The organism is Streptomyces sp. NPDC050534 (genome assembly GCF_044457745.1).
Classification (GTDB): domain Bacteria; phylum Actinomycetota; class Actinomycetes; order Streptomycetales; family Streptomycetaceae; genus Streptomyces.
The window spans coordinates 435,861-451,512 of sequence record NZ_JBITHF010000001.1 but is presented as its reverse complement, the minus strand read 5'-3'; the positions used below and the strand labels follow the sequence as shown (position 1 = coordinate 451,512).

The window sequence follows — 15,652 nt, the reverse complement described above, 5'->3', positions numbered from 1 at the left end:
CCGCCGCATCACTCTCCCCCGCATCGCTCCGCGCCGGACGGCTTCCGGACTTCAGCAGTACCCCCCGGCTCGGCGGCGTGATGGCCGTCGCAGCACCCGTCCCTCCGCATCAACTGCCCCACTGCCAGCCAGTGTTCCTCGCTCGCGGCCGTCCGCCGCGACGACGCCGCGGGTTCGAAGGCGGCGGTCAGTTCCTCGGTCGTGTACGGCACCCCGCCCCTGAGGACCGCGACGGTCCGCACGAGGGTGTCGAAGTCGGTGAAGGGGTCGCCGTCCACGACCGTCAGGTCCGCGAGTCTGCCCTCCTCGACCGTGCCGAGGTCGCGGTCGAGACCGAAGAGGCGGGCGGGCAGGACCGTAGCGGTGCGCAGGGCGCCCGCCGCGGAGAGGCCGCCCCGGTGCAGGGCGCGCAGGCCGAGATGGAGGGACAGGCCCACGGGGACGAGCGGCTGGTCCGTGCCCAGGGCGACCAGGCCACCGGCGGCCAGGACGCGGCGGTAGATGTCGGTCTCCGTGCGCAGGGTGGCCAGTTGGGCCGCGGTGGGCGGGATCCCGGCCGACTGCCGGACGGCGGCCGAGTCCCACGGGGGCATCACCTTCGTGACCCGGGGGTCGTCGGCGAGGCCGGGATCCGCGCCGAGCAGGGGTGCGGCGGTGAAGGGGGTCGCGATCAGCGCGAAGTTCACGCCGTGTTCCGTGTAGATCTCCAGTACGTCCTGGTAGGCGTGGCCCGCGGCGGTGATCGCGTGCCCGAACTCGGCGCGCTGCGTGGCCTGCAGATGGGTCGTCAGGTCCTGGCCGAGCTGAACACCGGGCGAGAGGAGATGGCTTCCGGCGCGCACCCCGAGCTGTTCGTGGGCGAAGCGGGCGGCCTCCTGCATCACCCAACCAGGGGCCCGTACGTAAGTTTTGACGAAGTCCCAGTCCAGTGCCCTGCCCCGCGCCAGCGAGCGGCGCAGCCCCGCCCGAGATCCGTGGGCGCGGCCCATGCTGTAGGCGACGCGTCGGCCGTCCAGAAGTTCGCCGGTGGTGAGCAGCCGCGGCCCGGCCAGCTGTCCGGCGGCCACCGCCTCTCGGATACGGGCCTGTTCGTACGCGAACCCGCCCAGCGAGACGGCCGTGGTGATGCCGTAGGTGAGTTGGCCTGCGGTCTGGCGGCCTCCGTAGGTGCTCTGCCAGGGATGGGTGTGGGTGTCCCAGAGGCCGGGGATCACCGTGCGTTCGGAGGCGTCGATCCGCCGTAGGGTCGGCCTCCGCCCCGAACGGTGCGGCTCGACTGCCGTGATGCGACCGCCTGTTACGACGATGTCGGCGTCGTCGCGGGTCGTCTCGCCGGTGCCGTCCCACAGCCGTCCGGCGTGGACGACCAGGTCGGCGGGTGTGGGTCGGGAGGCGTCGAGGGGGACGCGGACGGTGCGGGCCGCGCCGCCGTCGATGCGAATGAGCCGCAGCCGACCGGCGGAGAGGTAGAGGAGGGTGGTGGAGTCGCCGGACCAGGAGGGGTGGTCGGCCGGCTCGGTGGTGAGCGTGCGCAGGTCGCCGCGCGGGGTGCCGTCGGCTTCGACGGGCAGCAGGCACAGCGCCGACTCGACGATCACCGCCATCCAGCGGCCGTCGGGTGACCAGACGGGCCCGGAGTCGTAGCGGTCCGAGATCGATGTGTGGGGCGCCACCTGGTGCAGGGTGGTGGCTCCGGTCGCGGTATCGACGATCCGGATGAGGTTGTAGCCCTCCCGGAAGCGGGAGTTGAGCCGGTTGCGGTCGCACAGGGCGATGCGGCGGCCGTCGGGTGACCAGCTCGGGCGTCCGGGCAGGCCGCCGCCACCCAAGGGGTCCGCCAGGACCTGTTCCGTGCCGGACTCCAGGTCGCGGACGAGGAGCCTGCCGGTCATGTCGAGGCAGGCGAGCCGCCGCCCGTCGGGCGACAGCGCGGGGTGCACCCTGCCGCCGGTCGCCAGCGCGGTCTCCGCGCCGGTGGCCAGATCGTGCCGGTACACGCCGAGGAGACCGTCGCGGTCGTCGGCGTAGACGAGGGAGCGTCCGTCGGGGGCCCAGGAGGGCGCGAGGAGGTAGCGGGTGGGAGTCGCCCTGTGCAGCCGCCGGGGCGCGCGTCCGCCCGAAGTCCCGCCCAGGAAGAGCGAGTTCAGGGCGGCGAAGGCGATGTGCCGGCCGTCCGGCGAGAGGGCGGGCAGGTGGATGCCCCGCACCGGGCGTGTGCGTGCCTCGCCCAGGTCGTACTCCTTGGTCGCGTATCGCGGCCGCCGCACGGGCAGCACCCCCTCGAAGGGGATCGTCTCCGGCTGTCGGGGGTTGTCCGGCCGTACGAGGGTGAAGGCACCGTCGATCGTCAGGAGCACCTGCCCGTCCGGTGTCCAGCGCGGTGGGACGGGGGCGATGTCCCCGGTGACCGGGACGGGGTGGCCGTCGACGACGAGGGTGCAGGTGCCGTTCGGAGAGGCGGTGGTGCGCAGATAGGCAAAGCGGCCGTCGGGCGCGACGGCGGGCGTCATGACCTGTGCGGCCTCGGTCTCGGTGTGGCGGACGGCGACCGGTCCGGTGCCGTCGGCGGCGACGTCCGCGATCGTGCGGGCCTCGACACTGATGCCGAGCGGTGTGGTGACCGTCTTGGCGCGGACGAACAGGATGCGGGTGCCGTCGGGTGTCCAGGTGGGGTCGAAGTCCTCCCAGCCGCCGTCCTGGAGAGGTCCGTTCTGGCCGGGGAGGCCGGTGACGCGAGTGATGTGGCCGGTGCGCAGGTCGAGGACGTGGATGCGGTACGGACTGCCGTCGACGGGGTCGCCGCCGCGTTCGGAGGAGAAGGCGAGCCGGGTACCGTCGGGCGACCAGGCCGGGCCGCGATCGTCCCACGGGCCGTCGGTGCGCTGGTGCAGGCCGGAGCCGTCGGGGCGCAGGGTCCACAGGTGGAATCCGCCGTCCCGGTAGGCGCAGAAGGCGACGAGGCGGCCGTCCGGGGAGTGGGTGGGCCGGTTGGGTTCGAGGTCCACCGGGCTCAGGCGCCGGGCGGTGCCGCCGGTGCGGGGCAGGGACCACAGGGTGCCCTGGACCTCGGCGATCAGCCGGTCGCCGGCGGGGGCGAGGGTGGCCGAGCCGTTGGTGGCCAGGGTGAACGTCAGGTGCGCGGCGCCAGTACGCGGGCGCCCCGCCGCGGGGGCGGCGCTCACGAGCGGCACGGCGCCTGCGGCGGCGAGGAGTTGACGGCGGGTCGGACGGAAGAGGCTGCTCCTGTCACGGTCCATGACAGTCAACACTGGTGCACCAGCCGTGCGGACTCAACGACATCCACGGCCAACCCAGGGAGTGATCCACGCCAACGGATTCGCGGCATGGATCATGCGCCGTCGGCGCGCGCCGTACCTCAGACCGGCCGGTCCCACAGCACGTGCAGCGTGGGCGGTTTGCGGAAGACCAGGCCCTCCGGGGCAGCGGGGTGGTCCGGGTCGAGGCGCAGGCCGGGCAGGCGCCGCAGCAGGTGCTCCAGTGCGATGCGGGTCTCCAGGCGGGCCAGGTGCGCGGCGACGCAGTGGTGCGGGCCGTGGGCGAAGGCCAGTTGGAGGCGGGCGTTGGCGCGGCGGACGTCGAAGCGGTCGGGCTCGGGGAAGACGGCCGGGTCGCGGTTGGCGCCGGCCAGGGAGACCGTGACCGGGTCGCCCACACGGATCGCGGCCGGGCCCAGTTCGATGTCGCGGGTGGCGTAGCGGTCGACCACCACTGCTCCGGGTTCCAGGCGCAGGGATTCCTCGATCGCGTCGTCCAGGAGGTCGAAGTCGGCCTGTACGAGGGCTAGTTGGTCAGGGCGGCGGAGCAGTTGCAGCAGCGCGTTGGTGATCATCGCCTCGGTGGTCTCGATGCCTCCGAACATCATGACCGCGGCGTTGGAGGCCACTTCGGGCAGGTTCAGGCGTTCCGCGGCGGCGACCAGGAGCGAGGAGCTGTGCCGGTCGGCGACGGTGCGTTCCACGGCGGACCGCAGTTGCGCGTACGCGGCGGGACCGGCGGGCCCCGCGTCGCGCCCTGCGGTGATGTCCGAGACGGACCGCACGATGGCGTCGTACCAGGAAAGGACCGTGTCCGCGCCGATGCCGACCAGCCCGAGCGCGTCGGTGACGACGGCGACCGCGAGTGGTCCGGCGAAGGCGCGTCGCAGCTCGGCGGCACCGGCCGGCTGCAGTTGGTCGATGAGCCGGCCGGTCTCCTGCTCGATGGACGCGGCGAAGTTGTCGTGGACCCGGCGGGGGCGGAAGGGAGGGTTGAAGGGCTCGCGGTGGTGGGCGTGTTGGTCGCCGTCCAGGGACAGCATGCTGGGCCCGACGACCTGTGCGGTGGAGAAGCGGGGGTCGTCGACGGTGAAGGTGGCGGCGTCCCGCATCACGTCCAGCGCCAGGTCGCGCCGGGTCACCAGCCAGGCGCCCAGCGCGGGCAGCCAGGACACCGGCTCATGGGCGCGGAGCAGAGCGAGGCGCGCATGCGGATCGCGGGTGAGTTCGGCGAGCGTGGTCGCGGCTCCGAGCGGGAAGGACGACGCGACGACGCTCATCGTGAGCCCTGGTGGAGTACGGAGTCAGCCATCGTCCGAACACTACAGCGGACGTGTGACACGCCACCGGATGGCCCATCCTCCCGGTAAACGGCCCATCGGGTCATAACGTGCGGAATATGAAGAAATACCGCATCGCGTACCTGATGTGCACTGCCGTGGTCGTCGGGACGGGACTTGGCGCCGCTCCGCCGGCCTCCCACCATGAGGTCCACGTGGTCTGGCCGGGCCAGTCGATCCAGAAGGCGGTGGACGCCGCCGGGAGCGGGGACACCGTTCTGCTGGCGCCCGGCACCTTCCACGAGAGCGTCAAGGTCACCACGCCGGGGCTGACCCTGCGCGGCATGGGGCGCAGCACGGTGATCGAGCCGAGCACGAAGAAGGCCGCCGAGAGCTGCTCCGAGGGCGGCAACGGCATCTGCGTCGTCGGGACGAAGTCCCGCGACCTCCAGGGCGTGACCGTCGCCAATCTGACCGTCACCGGCTTCGCCCGCAGCGGCGTGTTCTCCATGGCGACCGACGGGCTGACCGTCCAGGACGTGACCTCGGTGAAGAACGGGGTGTGGGGCATCGCCCAGGAGCGCTCGGTGCACGGGGTGTTCCGGGACAACACCGCCCAGGACAACGGCGACGCGGGCATTTTCCTGGCCAACACGATCAAGGAGGAGGCGGGCGCCTCGGACACCGGCGGCACGGTGATCGACCGCAACCGCCTGGAGGGCAATCGCATCGGCGTCACCGTGCGCCGGCTGCGCAACCTCGTGGTGATGCGCAACCACCTCACCGGCAACTGCGCCGGCGTCTTCGTGGTCGGTGACGAGAACAAGCCGAAGGCCGGCGACCTGGCCGTGCGCGACAACTACGTCGTACGCAACAACAAGTCGTGCCCGAAGACGGACCGGCTGGACGCGCTGCAGGGCTCCGGCATCGTGGTGACCGGCGCCGACGACACCCTGGTGTCGGGCAACATCGTCAAGGAGAACGCCGGCAAGTCGTCGCTGTCCGGCGGCATCGTCCTGTTCAAGAGCTTCGTGGGCGTCACCAGCGACCGCAACCGCATCACCGGCAACGTGCTCAAGGACAACTCCCCGGCGGACCTGGTCAACACGGACCTGGGCAAGGACAACACCTTCCAGGGCAACTCCTGCCGTGCGTCCAAGCCCGCGGGTCTGTGCTGACTCGCACGTCATAGCCCGTTGTGAACCCTGGAGATGGAAGGAAGCGGCAGATGACGACCGCACAGACCGCGCCCGCGCCGGCCATGCGGCTGAGGGAGCTCGCGTTCGCGGCGGCATGTGCCGCCGCCGTCCGCGCGGCCGCCCGGCTGGGCGTCCCCGACGCCCTCGGCGACAGCCCCATGACCGTGGAGGACCTCGCCGCCGCGGTGAAGGCCGAACCCCGGCCGCTACGGCGGCTGTTGCGCACCCTGGCCTGCCACGACGTCTTCACCGAGCTGCCGGACGGCACCTTCGCGCACAGTGACGTCTCCCGGCTGCTGCGCGAGGACGACCCGAACAGCCTGCGGGCCATCTCGCTGTGGTGCACCGAGCCGTGGACCTGGGACGCCTGGCCGAGGCTGGACGAGGCGGTGCGCACCGGGCGCAACGTCGTGGAGGACCTGTACGGCAAGGAGTTCTTCCCCTACCTCAACGAGGACGCCCCTGAGTCGGCGGACGTCTTCAACCGCGCCATGACGACCTCGAGTGTGCAGTCGGCGCGCGATGTCGCCGAGTTCCTCGATCTGTCGGGGTGTTCGTCGGTCGCCGACCTGGGCGGGGGCCAGGGTCATGTGGTGGCGAGCCTGCTGGACAAGTACCCCTCGATGCACGGCACTTTGCAGGATCTGCCGCGGGTGGTGGAGAACGCGGTGCCGCGGCTGCGGGAGGGCGGCGACCTGGCGGACCGGGTGCGCATCGTGCCCGGTGACGTCCGGGTGGCCGTGCCGGTCAAGGCCGACGTCTACGTCATCAAGAACATCCTGGAGTGGGACGACGAGAGCACCGCGCGGACGCTGCGCAACGTGCGCGAGGCGGGCGGCCCGGGCACCCGGGTCGTGGTCATCGAGAACCTCGTCGACGACTCACCCTCCATGCGGTTCAGCACCGCGATGGACCTGCTGCTGCTCCTCAATGTCGGCGGGGCTAAGCACACCACGCAGAGCATGGTCGACCGGCTGACCGAGGCGGGTCTGGTCATCGACGACATGCGGCCGGTCAACCCGTATCTGCACGCGTTCGACTGTCACGTGCCCGACTGAGCGGCTGCGCACAGGCAGCACCGGTGGCCGGATCCCGCAGTGTCGCGGGTCCGGCCACCGGTGATGTCCGGCCTTGTCAGCCGGCCGGGTCGCGCTCCCAGAGGTAGAAGCGCTGCGCCATGGCGTCCTTGGGGGAACGCCAGGTCGCGGGGTCGTAGGCGCTGACGTAGGAGGACAGCCGTTCGCTGACGTCACGGAACTCGGGATGGTTCGTGACCTTGGCGATGGCGGGGCCGGGCTCGTGCTCGGACTCGACCAGGTGCATGTAGACGTCGCCGAACTGGAAGAGGCTGCGGCGGACGACCCCGACGAGGTGGGGCAGTTCTCCGCGGTCGGACTCGGCGAACACCTTGGCGATGTCGGGCGCCGATCCCGGCGCCATGCGGGCGACGATCAGGGCTTGGTGCATGGGAGTTGTTCTCCGTCCGGCTCAGCCGGTCAGGCCCGGCGTGGTGCCGCGCTCGGCGGCGGCCTTCTCGATGCGGTCCCGGATCAGGCCCATCTGAACCTTGGAGTTCCGGTTGATGTTGTCGGTCATCCAGGCGTCGTCGACCGGTGCTTCCGGCTTCATCGCGAAGTCCTGCGTCCAGATCATCCGCGTGCCGCCGGCCACCTCTTCGTAGCGCCAGTGGATGTTCATGTGGGCGAAGGGACCGGTCTCGACCCGGCGGGCCCGGACGGTGAGGGTGTCGCGGTCGGGCTCGCGCTCGGAGACCCAGCTCCACACGGTGCCGTTCTCGTCCGGGTGCATGGTCAGCCGGAAGGTGGTCTTGTTCCCCTCGCGGGAGAGGACCTCGACGGAGGCGTACTCGCTGAACAACTGGGGCCAGTTCTCCAGGTCGTTGGTCATGTCCCAGACCAGGTCCAGGGGGGCCGCGACGGTGATCTCGTTCTGGGTGTGTCCGGTCATTTTCACGCTCCTGTCATGAGGGCGGTGTTGACGAGGTCGAGGAACTGGCGGGGTGTCTTGGAGCGTTCGGCGTCCGTCGGCATCGGCGTGCCGTACCGGTTCTCCAGTTCGCCGACGATGCCCAGCAGGCCGAGCGAGTCGACGCCGAGGGTGTCGAATCCCGGGTTGCCGGCGCGAAGTTCCTCCGGGGCGACGGTGACTCCGGCGGACTTCTTCATGAGTTCGGCCAGCTCTTCGACGGTGATGCGATCGTTCATGGGCTTGTTCTCCTCTTTCTGCTCCGCGGCGCCCTGTTACGGGGCGCCGGTGGCGCCGTGCCGCAGCACGAGCGCCGAGTTCGACCCCATGAGTCCCCGGCTCAGGACCAGCGCCGTGCGTAGTTCTGCGGTGCGGGCCCTGCCAGTGACGAGGTCGAGGTCATGGCAGATGTCGAAGACGTTGGGGGTGGGGGGGATCACGCCGTGCTGCATGGCGAGCACCGCGGCGACGGAGTCGAGCACGGGGGCTGCTCCGTAGCCGCGGCCGATCCCGGTCTTGGGTGCCGTGACCGGCACGCGGGTACCGAGCACGTCGGCGATCGCGAGGGCCTCGGCGCGGTCGGCCGCCGGCACGCCGAGGGCGTCGGCGAAGACCACGTCGACCTCCTCGGGGGCGCAGCCGGCTTCGTCCAGGGCGCTCCGGACGGCGTGGACAAGGCCGTGCCGGGACTCCTTCCAGCGGGAGGCGCCGGTGTAGGTGGCGGCGTGTCCGGCGATGACCGCCTGGACGCGCGCGCCGCGTTCGAGGGCGGTGTCCTCGTCCTCCACGACGAGCATGGCGCCGCCCTCGGCGGGCACGAATCCGCAGGCTGCGGAGGTGAAGGGCCGGTAGGCGCGGGTGGGGTCGGCCGTGGTGCTGAGCTCGTCGTAGCCGAGCTGGCAGACCACGGAGTAGGGGGCGAGCGGCGCCTCGGTGGAGCCGGCCACGATCACGTCGGTGCCGCGCCTGACGGCCCTGGCCGCGTGGGCGAGGGCGTCCAGGCCGCCGGCCTCGTCGCTGGCGACGACGGAGCAGGGGCCCTTGAAGCCGCGCCGGATGGATATCTGGCCGGTGCTGGCGGCGTAGAACCAGGCGATGGACTGGTACGGGCCGACGAACCGGCTGCCCTTGCCCCACAGTTGCTGCAGTTCGCGCTGCCCGAACTCGCCGCCGCCGGAGCCGGCCGCGGTGACCACGCCCACGGAGAACGGGGCGTCGTCGGTGAGGGTCCTGCTCAGGCGGGCGTCCTCCAGCGCGAGGTCGGCGGCGGCCATGGCGAAGTGCGTGAACCGGTCGGTCTGGACGAGGAAGCGCTCCTCCACCGCGGCCGAGGGGTCGAAGTCGCGGACCTCGCCCGCCACCTTCAGCGGCAGGTCCTCGCAGCCCTCGCGGGTGACCCGGTCCAGGACGGCGATGCCTTCCCTGGTGGCCTTCCAGAACGTCTCCGTGCCGACACCGTTGGGGGCGATCACGCCCATGCCGGTGACGGCCGCGCGCCGTGGATAGGGTTCGCTCATCGTGTCTTCTCCCTCGGCCGGGTCAGGACCACCGCGGACTGGAAGCCGCCGAACCCACTGCCCACCGAGAGCACGCTGTTCAGTTTCCGGGCACGGGCGGTGCGCGGGACGTAGTCCAGGTCGCACTCGGGGTCGGGGGTCTCGTAGTTGGCGGTCGGCGGGACGGTCTGGTGAGCCAACGCCAGGACGCAGGCGACGAGTTCGATCGCGCCGATCGCGCCGAGGGAGTGGCCCACCATGGACTTGATGGAACTCATGGGAGTGTCGTAGGCGTGCGGGCCCAGGGCCCTTTTGACCGCCGCGGTCTCGTGCCGGTCGTTCTGCTGGGTGCCCGAGCCGTGCGCGTTGACGTAGTCGATGGCCGTGCCGTCGAGCCGCGCGTGGTCGAGGGCGGCCTCGATGGCCTTGGCCATCTCCACGCCCTCACGGGTCAGTCCGGTCATGTGGTAGGCGTTGCCGAAGGTGGCGTAGCCGCCCAGCTCGCAGTACACGTGGGCGCCGCGGGCCCGGGCGTGTTCGAGCTCCTCGAGGACGAGCACCGCGCCGCCCTCGCCCATGACGAACCCGTTCCGGTCGGCGTCGAAGGGACGCGAGGCGTGGGCCGGGTCGTCGTTGTTGGGTGAGGTGGCCTTGATGGCGTCGAAGCAGGCCATGGTGATCGGGGAGATCGGGGAGTCCGAGGCGCCGGCGATGCAGATGTCGGCCCGGCCCTCCTCGACGGTGTGGAAGGCGTAGCCGACCGCGTCGAGCCCGGAGGTGCAGCCGGTGGAGACGGTCTGCACGGGGCCGCGGGCCCCGAACTGCTCCGCCACCGTCGCCGCCAGCGTGCTGGGGGCGAAGGCGCGGTGCAGGTACGGCTCGGCCTGGCCGGGGTCCACGTCCCAGCGCCGGCCATGGTGGCTGACCAGCACGTAGTCGTGTTCCAGCCGGGTGGTGCCGCCGACCGCGGTGCCCAGGGACACCCCGATCCGCCAGGGGTTCTCCCGCTCGACGTCGAGACCGGCGTCCCGTACCGCTTCCGCGCCCGCGGCCAGCGCGAACTGTATGTAGCGGTCGCAGCGCGCGGTCTGCTCCGCGTCCAGTCCGGAAGCAGCCGGGTCGAAGTCGCATTCGGCGGCGATCCGCGAGCGCAGACCCGCCGGGTCGAAGAACGTGATGCCCCGCGTCGCGGTGCGCCCGGCGGCCAGCAGATCCCAGAACGCCGGTACGCCGATACCGCCCGGGGCGACGATGCCTATGCCGGTGACGGCCACCCGTCGTGTCATGAACGGACCTCTGCGACGGTATCGGTCTCCTCGGTGTCGACATGGCCCAGCTGCGGGCGCGGGGCCAGCGGGCCGAGGTGGAAGACGATGCGGGCCTCCACGTTGCCGACGTTGCGGAAGCGGTGGCGCATGTGGGCGGGGATCATCAGCCCCTGCTCGGGCCGCAGCGGGTGGGGGACGCCGTCCAGGTCCACCTCCAGCTCGCCGCAGAGCACGTACACGAACTCCTCGGAGTAGGGGTGGTAGTGCTCACCGATGCGGTCGCCCGCCTCGATGATGGCGACGCCCATGAAGCCGCTGGTGGAGCCGACGGTGGCGGGGGTGAGCATGGCGCGCAGATCGCCGCCGCGCCTGCGGTTGGGCTCGACCTCGCTGAGATCCACGATTCTGGGACGGGATGTGATCACGGCGTTCCTCCGTTCAGGTCCTGCATCGAGGTGGGGGGTGTGGCCGCCAGGGGCCGGGTGAGGGGGCATCAGGCCTCGGGCGAGCGGCGGTCGGTGACGAGATCCATGCGGGCGAGCCGGACCAGGCGGGCGAGCTCGGCGTCCCTCGGGGCGGACGCGTCGGCGGAGAGCGTCGTCAGCTCGGCCACCTGCGCCGGGTCCGCGAGGCCGAGGATCAGGGCGGGGTGGGCGCCGTCGATGCCGCCGCGCACGTCGATCAGCCGTACGACGACGTCGTCGCGCTGGAAGATCGTGCTGCGCACGACCGGGCTCAGCGGGTCGTCCGCCGCCGCCACGTCCTGGCGGGCCAGCAGCTCGGCCAGGCGCATGCCGCGGTCGGCCTTGACCGGGTAGGACAGGGCGTACCGTTCCGTCTGCCCCTGCTGCCCCTCGGCGGTCACATGGTGGACGGCGGGCAGCGCGGCGCGGGTGAAGAAGACGCGGGCGGACTCAGGGTCGTCGAGGTCCCGGTCCTGCTCCAGGTAGGGGTTGACGGCCTCCTCGACGGCGCGGACCTCGGGCTGCCGGGCGACGTGGCGCAGCGCGGCGAGCAGGTCGCCGCGCACCTCGATGGCCCGCACGACGCGGTTGCCGTGCATGAACAGGGAGGTGCGGCACAGCCGGGTGGCGTCGTCGACCCTCGGCTCGGGCGAGGCGTAGTCGGAGAGGATCTTCGCGACCTTCTCCTCGCTGCCCGGCTTGACGGTGAAGGTGAGCGCGTGCCGGATCAGGCCGTCGCCGATCCGGGGCGCCGACTGCAGCCGGCGCTCGGCCGGCTCGGTGAGCACCGCCGGGTCGCCGGTCTCGCGCACGACGTGGAAGCGCAGCGACCGGGTGTCGCGGACGCAGCTGTGCAGCGGCTCCACCATCCGCACGTGCTCCTCGCTGTTGACCCAGGCGAGGAAGGGCGGGGCGCTCTCCCACTCGCTGGTGATGAGCCACTGCGAGGGGTTCTCGATGGACTGGCACAACTGGTCGCTGACGTGTCCGGGGACGGAGGCGACCTGGTTGCACAGGAGCTCGTACGCCTCCAGGAACTGCTGCTGGGCGCCGTCGTAGACGTCCACCAGCAGCACGACGCGGAGTCTGGAGCCGTCGAACACGGACTGCGAGACTCGGGGCGAGACCTGGCTGGTCGGGGAACCGGATACACGTTCCGACGTGGTGGTCATCCTGCGCACATCTCCTTCGGGGGCAGAAGTGGTTCTTCGGCCGCGGTGATGCGGCGTCAGCGTTGTTCGATCGTGTGCCCGTGCCCGCGAGCCCGCGACTCGGATGCACTACGCGGGTGATCTCTCAGATGAGATGGGCGAAGACCACGAGGTTGTCGGTGTAGTCGTGCGCCGAGTGGTCGTAGTCGCCCGCACAGGTGATCAGACGTGCCTCGGCGCGCGGGGTGTCGTCGTAGACGCGGTCGCTGGGGAAGTCGGACTTCTCGAAGGTCTCCGCGTCGTCGACCTGGAAGGTCGCCGTGCTCCCGTCGGCCCGGTCGACGTAGAAGACGTCGCCCTTCTTGAGTTCGCCGAGGTTGGCGAAGACGGCCGCGGACGTCTTGGTGTCGACGTGCCCGGCGATGACCGCGGTGCCCGTCTCGCCGGGCGCGGCGCCCTTGGCGTGCCAGCCGACGAGGTTGGTGTCGGCCGCGGGCGGGGGTTCCAGCTGGCCGCTGGAGTTCAGGTAGAGGTCGGTGAAGGGGGCGTCGACCCAGATCTTCGGGATGCGCAGGCGCTCGGGAGCCGATCGGGGCATGTGTTTGCCGACCGGCTGACCGGAGTCGGTGCCGGTGGACCGCGGGGCGGAGGTCGCGGCGGACTGGGGGGCCGCCGCGGCCGGGCGCGGCGCACCGGCCGGGCTGGAGCCGGCGGAGTCGCCGTGGCCGTTGATGAGGCCGGCGATCAGGACCAGGCCGGCCGCCGCGCACATCATCAGCGCCCCGGAGCGGGAGGCTCCCTGCGCGGCGGGCACCGGCTCGTCATCGGTGGAGGAAGGGGGTTGTGCCATCGGAGACCACCTCACTGGCACGGCAGCGGCGGACGGGGTGCGGGGACAGCGCGCCGGGCCGCCACTCGGGGCACGGGTGGCGGCCGCGGCTGCGCTATCGCATCCGGCATGGATCAGGCCGGGCTTCCGACCGACTTCTTGCGACGGATCGCGTACAGGCCGGTGGCCGCCACCGCCAGCACGGCCAGGCCGCCGGCGGTCGCCGTCGGAGTGGCCAGTGCCCCGCCGCCGGTGTGCATCCCGCCGCTGGGCTTCTCGTGCCCGCCGCCGCCCATGGAGTCGTTGTCGCGGCCGCCGCTGTCGTGATCGCCGCCGCCCCAGTCGCTCTTGCCGCCGCCGTCGTCCTTGTAGGTGTCGGGGTCCGTCTTCGGGTCCCGCGAGCTGCCCCAGTCGTCGTGGTCGTTCACCGCGGTCAGCGCACCTCCACCGGTGTGCATGCCGCCGTGCGGTTCTTCCTTGCCCTTGTCGTGCTCCTTGCCGTACGAGGATCCGTCGCTGTACGAAGAGTCGTCGTGATCCCAATTGCCCCCGGCGGCGTACGCGCCGGGTGCACCGAAGGCCAGGGCGGCGGAGGCCGCCGCTGTGGCCAGGATCATGCGAGCAGAGCGCATCTGATGGTCCTTCCGTCACGGCCCGGCAGCTGGGACTTGGTCAGCTGACTTGACCGGGCCCCGACGTGATCCACCGTCAGCCAGTCACGTGAGGGGCACCAGTCGGGACGATCAGGCGGGTGAAGCGGCCAGGCTTCACCCGTGACTCCGCTCATCGGGTGATCAAGACAGTGCCAGGGCCTCCGTAAGCGCCTCGCGCAGCACGGAATCGGCGTCCGGGACGGGGCCGGCCGACCGCCAGGCGACGAACCCGTCCGGCCGAACCAGGACGGCACCCCCACGGGTGATGCCGTGCAACTGCGCCCAGTCCGCGTCACCGTCGGTGACCAGGTCGGCTCCGGATCCGGTGCCCACGCGGTAGGAGGTGAGGGGCACCGGCAGGTGCTGGGCCAGCCGGGTGGCGGCGCGGTGCCAGCCGCTCGGATCACCGGCGTCGCTGAGCAGCACCGGGGTGCGCTCGTACAGGTCGAGGGTGGAGACCCTCTCCTCCCCGCGCCGCACCCACAAGTGGGGCGCCCGGCTGCCGGGCTCGCCGCTCAGGTCGAGATTTTCGGGTACGACCGCTGCCGCGGGGTCGGCGCCGACGACCGCACCCTGCGGGTAGCGGTAGCCGAGCGCGACGTTGAGGATGCCGCGCTGGCGGCCGCCTCCCGCGCCGGGCGGCGGGGTGAATCCGGGGTGACTGTGTTCGGCCGAACGGACGGCGGCGCGGGCGCTGGTCGCCTCCGCGACCGGGCGGCGCTCGGCGTCGTAGGAGTCGAGGAGGCCCTCCCCCGCCCAGCCGCCGAGCACGGCGGCCAGCTTCCAGGCGAGGTTGTGGGCGTCCTGGATGCCGGTGTTGGAGCCGAAGGCCCCGGTGGGCGACATCTCGTGGGCGGAGTCGCCGGCCAGGAAGACCCGGCCGGCGCGGTAGCTGCGGGCGACGCGCTGGGCGGCGTGCCAGGGGGCCCGGCCGGTGATCTCCACGTCGAGGTCGGCCATCCCGACCGCGCGGCGGATGTGCTCGGCGCACCGCTCGTCGGTGAACTCCTCGAGGGTTTCGCCGAGTTCGGGGTGCCAGGGGGCGTGGAAGACCCAGTTCTCGCGGTTGTCCACCGGCAGCAGGGCGCCGTCGGCGTCCGGGCTGGTGAGGTAGCACACGATGAAGCGGCGCTCGCCCACGACGTCGGCGAGGGCGCGGGAGCGGAAGGTGACGCTGACGTTGTGGAACAGGTCGCCGGGTCCGCTCTGGCCGATGCCGAGCTGTTCGCGGACGGGGCTGCGGGGGCCGTCGGCGGCGACGAGGTAGTCCGCGTGGACGGTGGTGTGCTCGCCGGTCTCGCGGCTCTTGACCACGGCGGTGACACCGGTGGCGTCGCTCTCGAAGGACATCAGCTCGGTGGAGAAGCGCAGGTCGCCGCAGAGTCTGCCGGCGTGATCGAGCAGGACGGGCTCCAGGTCGTTCTGGCTGCACAGGCACCAGCCGCTGGGGCTGAAGCGGGCCATCCCGCCGCCGGGGTCGATCTCCTTGAACAGCCACTCGCCCGCGTCGCCGACCAGGGTGGGCGTCTGCAGGATGCCGTGGTTGTCGGCCAGGGTGGCGGCGGCCCGGTGGATGCCCGGCTCGACGCCGGCCACCCGGAAGAGCTCCATCGTGCGGACGTTGTTGCCGCGGCCGCGCGGGTGGATGGAGGTGCCGGAGTGCCGCTCCACCAGCAGGTGGCGCACCCCGAGCCGGCCCAGGAACAGCGAGGTCGACAGGCCGACCAGGGAACCGCCGACGACGAGCACCGGAACCCTGAGGGTGTGGTGGTCGGCCCGATCGGCTCGTTCGTTCGTCACTGTCGCCTCCAGCACGTCGTCATGGCAGCCGCCCGGCGCGGGCCGGGGTCCTCATGCATGCCCCACAAAGCTGACGATGCCTCAGGCTTCACCCGGCTGGCACCCGGTGGGCGGCGCGAAGTACGTAGCTGACGGTGTGTGAGTACGGCGCGGAGGGCCAAGGCAAGTATCGACACTCCGACCTGACGGCCCGTTCGACCGGATCGGTTTCTACGGTGCTGCCGTGATGGCGTGCTGGCGTGACGGGATGC

At 71.7% G+C, this 15,652-nt stretch carries 14 protein-coding genes; 2 read left to right on the top strand and 12 right to left on the bottom strand.

Annotation, left to right across the window (positions count from 1 at the left end; translation table 11 throughout):
• Positions 1-8: 8 nt before the first annotated feature.
• Positions 9-3,257 carry an amidohydrolase family protein gene (locus ACIBN2_RS02035; RefSeq protein ID WP_399132154.1) on the bottom strand — a complete coding sequence of 1,083 codons (3,249 nt, stop codon included), beginning with the start codon at positions 3,255-3,257 and terminating at the stop codon, positions 9-11.
• A 119-nt stretch (positions 3,258-3,376) separates the two neighbouring features.
• Positions 3,377-4,555, bottom strand: coding sequence for a cytochrome P450 (locus tag ACIBN2_RS02030; RefSeq protein ID WP_399132153.1), 1,179 nt, complete (start codon positions 4,553-4,555; stop codon positions 3,377-3,379).
• A gap of 119 nt (positions 4,556-4,674) precedes the next feature.
• Between ACIBN2_RS02030 and ACIBN2_RS02025 the strand changes: the two genes are divergently transcribed.
• Both ACIBN2_RS02025 and ACIBN2_RS02020 read left to right on the top strand, forming a co-directional pair.
• The gene (locus tag ACIBN2_RS02025) at positions 4,675-5,733 is read left to right on the top strand and encodes a nitrous oxide reductase family maturation protein NosD (protein WP_399132152.1); all 1,059 of its coding nucleotides are present in this window, start codon (positions 4,675-4,677) and stop codon (positions 5,731-5,733) included.
• A 50-nt stretch (positions 5,734-5,783) separates the two neighbouring features.
• On the top strand, positions 5,784-6,812 hold the full coding sequence (locus ACIBN2_RS02020; protein ID WP_399132151.1) for a methyltransferase: 1,029 nt from the start codon (positions 5,784-5,786) through the stop codon (positions 6,810-6,812).
• Between the two features lie 76 nt (positions 6,813-6,888).
• Here the strand turns inward: ACIBN2_RS02020 and ACIBN2_RS02015 are convergent, their stop codons facing one another.
• The 10 genes from ACIBN2_RS02015 to ACIBN2_RS01970 form a co-directional block, all read right to left on the bottom strand.
• Positions 6,889-7,221: a TcmI family type II polyketide cyclase gene (locus ACIBN2_RS02015; RefSeq protein WP_399132150.1), complete on the bottom strand. Its 333-nt coding sequence runs from the start codon at positions 7,219-7,221 to the stop codon at positions 6,889-6,891.
• A 21-nt stretch (positions 7,222-7,242) separates the two neighbouring features.
• A complete protein-coding gene (locus ACIBN2_RS02010; RefSeq protein ID WP_399132149.1) occupies positions 7,243-7,722 on the bottom strand; it encodes an SRPBCC family protein in 480 nt (159 codons plus the stop codon).
• 2 nt (positions 7,723-7,724) lie between these two features.
• Complete coding sequence (locus ACIBN2_RS02005) at positions 7,725-7,979, bottom strand: acyl carrier protein (RefSeq protein WP_399132148.1); 255 nt, start codon at positions 7,977-7,979, stop codon at positions 7,725-7,727.
• 36 nt (positions 7,980-8,015) lie between these two features.
• A complete protein-coding gene (locus tag ACIBN2_RS02000; RefSeq protein ID WP_399132147.1) occupies positions 8,016-9,257 on the bottom strand; it encodes a ketosynthase chain-length factor in 1,242 nt (413 codons plus the stop codon).
• Positions 9,254-10,522 carry a beta-ketoacyl-[acyl-carrier-protein] synthase family protein gene (locus tag ACIBN2_RS01995; protein ID WP_399132146.1) on the bottom strand — a complete coding sequence of 423 codons (1,269 nt, stop codon included), beginning with the start codon at positions 10,520-10,522 and terminating at the stop codon, positions 9,254-9,256. The genes ACIBN2_RS02000 and ACIBN2_RS01995 overlap by 4 nt, the downstream gene beginning before the upstream one ends.
• Positions 10,519-10,929: a cupin domain-containing protein gene (locus ACIBN2_RS01990; RefSeq protein WP_399132145.1), complete on the bottom strand. Its 411-nt coding sequence runs from the start codon at positions 10,927-10,929 to the stop codon at positions 10,519-10,521. Before ACIBN2_RS01990 ends, ACIBN2_RS01995 begins: the two co-directional genes overlap by 4 nt.
• Before the next feature lie 68 nt (positions 10,930-10,997).
• Positions 10,998-12,140, bottom strand: a complete 1,143-nt coding sequence (locus tag ACIBN2_RS01985; RefSeq protein WP_399132144.1) for a SchA/CurD-like domain-containing protein — start codon at positions 12,138-12,140, stop codon at positions 10,998-11,000.
• A 124-nt stretch (positions 12,141-12,264) separates the two neighbouring features.
• Positions 12,265-12,969, bottom strand: a complete 705-nt coding sequence (locus ACIBN2_RS01980; RefSeq protein ID WP_399132143.1) for a class F sortase — start codon at positions 12,967-12,969, stop codon at positions 12,265-12,267.
• Between the two features lie 113 nt (positions 12,970-13,082).
• Entirely contained in the window at positions 13,083-13,580 is a 498-nt protein-coding gene (locus tag ACIBN2_RS01975) for a hypothetical protein (protein ID WP_399132142.1), read from the bottom strand.
• 162 nt (positions 13,581-13,742) lie between these two features.
• Entirely contained in the window at positions 13,743-15,401 is a 1,659-nt protein-coding gene (locus tag ACIBN2_RS01970; protein ID WP_399132141.1) for an FAD-dependent oxidoreductase, read from the bottom strand.
• Positions 15,402-15,652: the final 251 nt, after the last annotated feature.